The 6,544-nt window shown below is 41.2% G+C and carries 3 protein-coding genes; 1 reads left to right on the top strand and 2 read right to left on the bottom strand.

Annotation, left to right across the window (positions count from 1 at the left end):
• Positions 1-2,056 (bottom strand): malate synthase G (locus tag H5072_RS09045; protein ID WP_182693323.1); only part of this gene is annotated, 2,056 nt, incomplete at its 3' end.
• Between the two features lie 239 nt (positions 2,057-2,295).
• Between H5072_RS09045 and H5072_RS09040 the strand changes: the two genes are divergently transcribed.
• Positions 2,296-3,897 carry an isocitrate lyase gene (locus tag H5072_RS09040; RefSeq protein ID WP_002959200.1) on the top strand — a complete coding sequence of 534 codons (1,602 nt, stop codon included), beginning with the start codon at positions 2,296-2,298 and terminating at the stop codon, positions 3,895-3,897.
• Positions 3,898-4,447: 550 nt separating this feature from the next.
• Here H5072_RS09040 and H5072_RS09035 read toward each other — a convergent pair.
• On the bottom strand, positions 4,448-6,466 hold the full coding sequence (locus H5072_RS09035; protein ID WP_182693322.1) for a S9 family peptidase: 2,019 nt from the start codon (positions 6,464-6,466) through the stop codon (positions 4,448-4,450).
• Positions 6,467-6,544 lie beyond the last annotated feature (78 nt).

Raw genomic sequence — 6,544 nt, 5'->3', positions numbered from 1 at the left:
GGGTTTCTTCGCTTGTTGCCATAGGTGTATACGCAGTGTCATGCTCGTTTTGTCCATCAACCACTTTGGCCATTTTAGCCATTGTTGATTTTATTTGCGCTTGTGAGCACACGCCATTTAGCAACCAATTAGCCATATGCTGGCTTGAAATACGCAGTGTGGCTCTGTCTTCCATTAAACCTATATGGTTAATGTCGGGTACTTTTGAGCAGCCTACGCCTTGATCAATCCAACGTACAACGTAACCTAAAATACCTTGTGCGTTATTTTCTAGCTCACTTTGAATATCTTCTTTTGAAAGCGTTTTAGGGTCTGCCATTAGCGGCGGTGTAAGCAGGTCATTAAGGCTCGCAATAGTACGTTTAGCTATACTTTGCTGCTCAGTAAATACGTTTATATCGTGATAATGCATTGCATGCAGGGTAGCGGCTGTAGGGGAGGGCACCCATGCAGTATTAGCGCCTGATTTAGGGTGAGCTTGTTTTTGCTCCATCATTAATGCCATTTTATCTGGCATTGGCCACATGCCTTTACCTATTTGTGCTTTATGACTTAAGCCACAAGCAAGGCCAATATCGACGTTGCGATCCTCATAAGCTTGTATCCATGGTTGCTGCTTAATCTGTGCTTTTGGAAGCACAACGCCCGCTTGCATAGAGGTATGAATTTCATCGCCGGTACGGTCTAAAAATCCAGTATTTATAAATACAACACGCTCTTTGGCTGCACAAATACAGGCTTTTAGGTTTACAGAAGTGCGGCGTTCTTCATCCATAATACCCATTTTAAGCGTGTTTTTAGGTAAGCTTAGCGCTTCCTCTACTAAGCTAAATAAAGTGTTAGTAAATGCCACCTCTTCTGGGCCATGCATTTTGGGTTTTACTATATTAATACTTTGCGCGCTTGAATTTTTGATACCTGTTTTTTTATTTAGGTCGTGCAGGGCAGCAGTGGCTGTAAACATCGCATCCATAATGCCTTCAAACACCGGTTGATTAAACACATCGGTAATAGCAGGGTTCGTCATTAAATGGCCAACGTTTCTTACAAACATCATGCTACGGCCTTTTAAAGTAACGGTGCCGCCATCAAGTGCGGTGTATGTTTTATCACTTTGCAGGGTACGCTCAACAGTTTTATCGCCTTTTTTAAACGATTCAACTAAGTTACCTTGCATCAACCCAAGCCAATTTTTATAAACTTGTACTTTGTCTTCTGCATCTACCGCAGCTACTGAATCTTCACAATCCATAATGGTGGTAAGCGCGGCCTCTAGCACTACATCTTTTAAACCAGCCTTATCAGCTTGGCCAATAATGTGGTGGTGATCGATATGTAGCTCTATGTGTAAGTCATTGTTTTTTAATAACACTACAGTTGGGTTTTGTGCTTCTCCTTGATAGCCAATAAGCTGAGATGGGTTAGCTAATGTGGTTTGAGAGCTGTCACGCAAGGTAATTAAAAGTGCGCCATCTACTACTGAGTAATTCGTGCTTTCTATATGCGAGCCATTGGTCAGCGGCAATGCTTTATCTAAAAACTGGCGAGCGTAGGCCATTACCTTAAAACCACGAACAGGGTTGTAGGTATTACCTTTTTCAGCCCCGTCATCTTCGCTTAACACATCAGTACCGTATAAAGCGTCGTATAACGAGCCCCAGCGAGCGTTAGCGGCATTAAGTGCAAAGCGTGCATTACTTACAGGCACAACCAACTGAGGGCCTGCTGTAAGGGCCACTTCGGGCTCTACATTTTGGGTTTCAATTTCAAAGTTGGCAGGCTCTTTAACTAAATAGCCAATATCTTGCAAAAAGGCTTGGTATTTAGCGCTATCCCAGGTTTTATTAGCAAGATGGTAGTCGTCTATTTGCTGTTGAAGCAGCTCTCGCTTTTCAAGCAGTGCCTTATTAATAGGGGTAAGTGTTTGAACGATATGTGCAAAACTTTGCCAAAATTGTGACTCACTTAAGTGAGTGCCTGGTAGCAATTGATTTTTAACGAAATCAGCGAGTTGTGTATCTACGCTGAGTCCTGAATGTGTGAGAGTGTGGGACATAGTTGCCTTCCTTTAAACGGTCGCGATGTTGTTGTGTGCTTGTGCGTAAGGCAACAATAACTCAAAAAGGCAATGTTGAGTGCTTTTTAGCTATTCACAAAATGTATAGCCACAATAACAACTATAAATTTACTAAATCTAGAAAAGGAGCCTAATGTTGAATTAAGCGCTACGGAACACACTCCTAGCCACTCTCACAACATTAAAATAATTTACACACTCGTTCGAAGGATTTTATTATGACAACATATCAACGCGAAACAGACACACTCTCTACTCTTTGCCAAACACAAGGCAGCGCATGGAAAGCTATTAACCCTGAATACGCAAGCCGTATGCGTTTACAAAACCGTTTTCGTACAGGGATTGAAATTGCGCAATACACAGCAGACGTAATGCGTGAAGATATGGCTGCATATGACGCCGACACAAGCCAGTACACGCAATCTTTAGGCTGTTGGCATGGCTTTACTGCCCAACAAATGATGATGGCTATTAAGCGCCATCAAAAAACAACTAAACGCAGCTATGTATACTTAAGTGGCTGGATGGTTGCAGCGCTTCGCTCTGCATTTGGTCCGCTGCCAGATCAAAGCATGCATGAAAAAACATCGGTACCTGCGCTAATTGAAGAAATTTACACGTTTTTAAAGCAAGCTGATGCACGTGAACTAGATCACTTGTTTAACGACCTAGATGAAGCAAAAGCGAACGGCGGCGATGTTCAAGCTGTTATTGATAAAATAGACAACTTTGAAACCCATGTTGTGCCAATTATTGCTGATATTGATGCCGGTTTTGGTAACGAAGAAGCAACTTACTTACTGGCTAAAAAAATGATTGAAGCCGGTGCATGTGCCATTCAAATAGAAAACCAAGTATCTGACGCCAAACAATGTGGTCACCAAGCGGGTAAAGTGACCGTTCCACACGAAGATTTTTTAGCAAAAATTAACGCAGTACGTTACGCCTTTTTAGAGCTAGGTATTGATAACGGTATTATTGTGGCACGTACAGACTCATTGGGTGCCAGCCTTACGCAAAAGGTACCTGTTTCGCAAACACCAGGAGACTTAGCAAGCCAATACAATGCATTTTTAGAAACCACGCCCATTAACGGTGTTGATGACTTAAATGAAGGCGACACGGCAATGAAAATTAATGGCCAGTTATGTAAACCAACTCGCCTAGATAACGGTTTATACCAGTTCCGCGAAGGCACTGAAAAAGACCGCGTAGTATTAGACTGTATTACTAGCTTGCAGTCGGGCGCTGATTTACTGTGGATTGAAACAGAAAAACCACATGTTAAACAAATTGCAGAACTGGTGAATCGTGTAAAAGAACACGTGCCAAATGCAAAACTGGTATACAACAACTCGCCTTCGTTTAACTGGACGCTTAAGTTTCGTGAGCAAGTATATCAGGAGTGGGAAGAAGCAGGCCGTGACCTTAGTGCTTACCCAAGCCTTGGCGATAATAAAGGCCTTATGGCACCAGAGATGGATGCAACAGAGCTTGCACAAGCAGCCGATTTACTAGTGCAAAACTTCCAGCGCGATGGCGCACGTGAAGCAGGTATTTTCCATCACTTAATTACTCTGCCTACGTACCATACAGCTGCGCTAAGCACTGATATTTTATCAGAAGGTTACTTTGGCGATATGGGTATGCTGGCTTACGTGCGTGATGTACAACGCCAAGAAATTCGCCGTGAGCAAGCTTCTGTTAAACACCAAGACCTAGCAGGGTCTAACATGGGCGATACGCACAAAGAATACTTCTCTGGTGATAACGCGCTAAAAGCCGGTGGTGAAGATAACACCATGAACCAGTTTTAATTCCTAACTAGATAGTGTTACTCAAGGGCCAATAGGCCCTTTTTTATTGTTTTAAATAAAGTTAGAACATTTAAGCATAATTACAGATCAGACTTTAACTAACCAAATAATTTTGGATCACGATTTAACTACCTGAGTGAATTTACAGATCAGAGTTTAACTAACGTTTCATAAAACAACCTTTTTTAGGTGATTCTGCTGTAATTAGCGTTTACGGCAACTAAAAAAAGCGGATAAGTGACTGATTTTTGCTTTAATAGGCAAACGCAGATAATTTATAAACCGATTTTTTACTAACTTCTCGTTGCTATAAAACAAAATTTTACTAACTGAGAGGTTATAAACAGTGACTCAAACCGATTTTTTACCAACTCAAGTTACAAAAAATGCTATAAACCGAAATTTTACTAACTGAAGTTTTAGCTAAGTCCGATATTTCGCTGTCATAGAAGTGTAAAGGGGGTTTACAGTTTGAATACTACGGCGGTAGATACAAAAGCCACTTAACTAGAGTGGCTTTTATTTGAGCTATAAATTTATTACCCAGAGTTTATTTAGAGTGTTTATCAAACCACCATTGAATATAAGCTACTTTAGCCATTAAGTTTGATGGGCGAGCTGTAATGCCGTGCGATGCATTAGGAATTCGCACCATTGCGGTATCAACACCTTGTAACTTTAATGCCTGATAAAACTGCTCAGTTTCTGAAATTGGTGTACGGTAGTCAGATTCCCCAGTGAGCAACATAGTAGGAGTTTTAACGTTTCCAACATAGCTAATAGGCGAGCGTTTCATATAATGTTCAATATGATCCCACGGTTTACCCGGAAACCAGTAATCAGCAAAAAACGGATAAAAATCTGCTGTTAGTACAAAACTGATCCAATTGATAACAGGCTTAGCAACTACAGCTGCAGCAAAACGATCTGTATGACCCACAATCCATGCAGTTAATACACCGCCACCAGAGCCACCGGTTACAAACAATTTAGACTCGTCAATAAAGCCTTTCGCTATTAGCGCATCAACACCTGTCATTAAGTCATCAAAGTCGTTACTTGGGTAATTATGATGAATGGTTTGTGCAAACTCGTTACCGTATGAATCACTTCCGCGTGGATTCATGTATAGAACGATATTCCCCTTTGCTGCAAACAGTTGAATTTCGGCGCTAAAATGCGGCCCATAATTAGCGACAGGGCCGCCGTGTATTTCTAGTATTAACGGATACTTTTTGCTGCTGTCAAAACCTGGCGGATAGGCAATCCATCCTTGAACAGGGAGTTCATCGTAGCTTGATTTAATCCAAACTTCTTCCACTTTAGCCAAAGCTTTATCACCCAATGCATCTGCATTAAGGGTAGTTAAACGCTGCGCTTTACCGCGTTTAATTGTTGCTATATCAGCAGGGCGCTGAGTATCTGCAAGGGTAAAGGCTATTTCGCCATCTTCGCTTACATCAAAGTCGCCACCAGAATAAGGGCGACCAAATGCAACGCTGCCAATTTGGGTTGTTATTATTTTACGCTTGCCACTGCGTGGTTGATACGCAAGGGCAGTTTGGCCTTTATCTGCATAGCTAAAGTATATGCCTTTGGAGTTTGCACTCCACTTTATTTGACCTACGCTGCGGTCAAAATTCGGCGTTAAGCTAGTTGTGTTACCTGTTTTTAAATCACGAATATAAAGCTGAGCGTTTTCGTAGTTAGTGCGTTTATCATCGTAACCTGTGTACGCTAAGTAACGACCATCGGGAGAGATTTTAGGCTGCTCGTCAGGACCATTTCTATCGGTAATTTCTGTTATATTTTGCGAAGCTAAATCGAGTTTATAAATTTCACTGTTTGTGGGTTTTAGTTGGTTGTTTGTGTGCCTGTTTGCAGAAAAATAAAGCGACTTACCATCGTTGCTAAAACTTACATCGCCCGCGTTATCAAACTCATCATGAGTGAGTTGTTTGGCATTACCACCGTTAGCATCTATGGAAAATAATTGGCTAAAGCCCTTTTGTGTGTAACCGCCACCATCTGAACGGTAGTAAACATCATCAATAAATTTAGCAGGCTCTGCCCACGTTGCACCTTTTGGTTTACCTGGTAAGCTTACTGGCGCTGAAGTAGCACTTGTAACAAACATGCTAAATATTAATTGGTTAGAATCAGGGCTCCATGTAATCGAACGTGGACTACTCGTTAAGTTACTAATTTTTGCCATAGCACCTGTTTTAAGCCATTTAATATATATTTGGCTGCTGCCATCGCGGGTTGATATAAACGCAAGGCGTTGACCATCAGGAGAGAGTACTGGCGAATAATCCATATGTACGCCAGAGGTTAGCGGCTGCATTTGTTTGGTTTTGTAATCAACAGACCAAATATTACCCACTTTGCGATCTGTTTTTATATCCATGCGGTTACGCACAAAATAAACAGTTTTACCGTCTTCGGTTATATCTATTTGATTAGCATATTCTAAATTAAACACGTCTTCCAGTTGTAGTGTATTTGTTTCAGCGTAGGCTAAATTACTACAGCCTAAAATGAGGCTAAGTGTTAAAAGCTTTTTCATTTTTATCCCTGTTGTTACTTTTTTTAATTTGCTAAGTAGTTATATGTTAGGGATTATTAAATTAACAGTAGGATGCGA

The sequence above is a fragment of the Pseudoalteromonas sp. SR45-5 genome (genome assembly GCF_014163565.1).
In the GTDB taxonomy this organism is placed as follows: Bacteria; Pseudomonadota; Gammaproteobacteria; order Enterobacterales; family Alteromonadaceae; genus Pseudoalteromonas; species Pseudoalteromonas distincta.
Note: the sequence above shows the minus strand (reverse complement) of the source record. Positions and strands in the feature narration are given on the sequence as shown.

Coding starts and splice junctions, on each gene's coding strand:
- H5072_RS09040 (WP_002959200.1), top strand. CDS start 2,296: ATGACAACATATCAACGCGAAACAGACACACTCTCTACTCTTTGCCAA.
- H5072_RS09035 (WP_182693322.1), bottom strand. CDS start 6,466: ATGAAAAAGCTTTTAACACTTAGCCTCATTTTAGGCTGTAGTAATTTA.